This window comes from Streptomyces sp. XY431 (genome assembly GCF_001279805.1).
GTDB classification, from domain to species: domain Bacteria; phylum Actinomycetota; class Actinomycetes; order Streptomycetales; family Streptomycetaceae; genus Kitasatospora; species Kitasatospora purpeofusca.
Genome location: NZ_LGDO01000367.1, coordinates 1 through 343 on the forward strand (window position 1 = coordinate 1; position 343 = coordinate 343).

At 80.5% G+C, this 343-nt stretch carries 1 protein-coding gene; it reads right to left on the reverse strand.

What is annotated here, in order from left to right:
- Positions 1–343 (reverse strand): HAD family hydrolase (locus tag ADK60_RS26430; RefSeq protein WP_159400594.1); only part of this gene is annotated, 343 nt, incomplete at both ends.

The following is a 343-nucleotide window of genomic DNA, read 5'->3' on the forward strand; positions in this document are numbered from 1 at the left end:
GTCGCCGGTGAGCAGGACCGGTCGCAGTCCGAGGGCGCGCAGTTCGGCGACGGCCCGGGCGCTGGTGGGCCTGACGGCGTCGGCGACCTCCAGCACGGCCCGGGCGGCGCCGTCCCAGCCGACCGCGACGGCGGTCCGTCCGGCCGCCTCGGCGGCCCGCTTGGCCTCCGCCAGCTCCGACGGCAGGTGCTGCGCCCACTCGGCGAGCAGGGCCTCGCGTCCGGCGACGACCGCGTGGCCGTCCACGACGCCCTGGACGCCGAGGCCGGGGACGTTCCGGAAGCCGTCGACGGCGGGCAGGGTGCCGAGGCGTTCGGCGGCCGCGGTGGCGACGGCGGCCGCG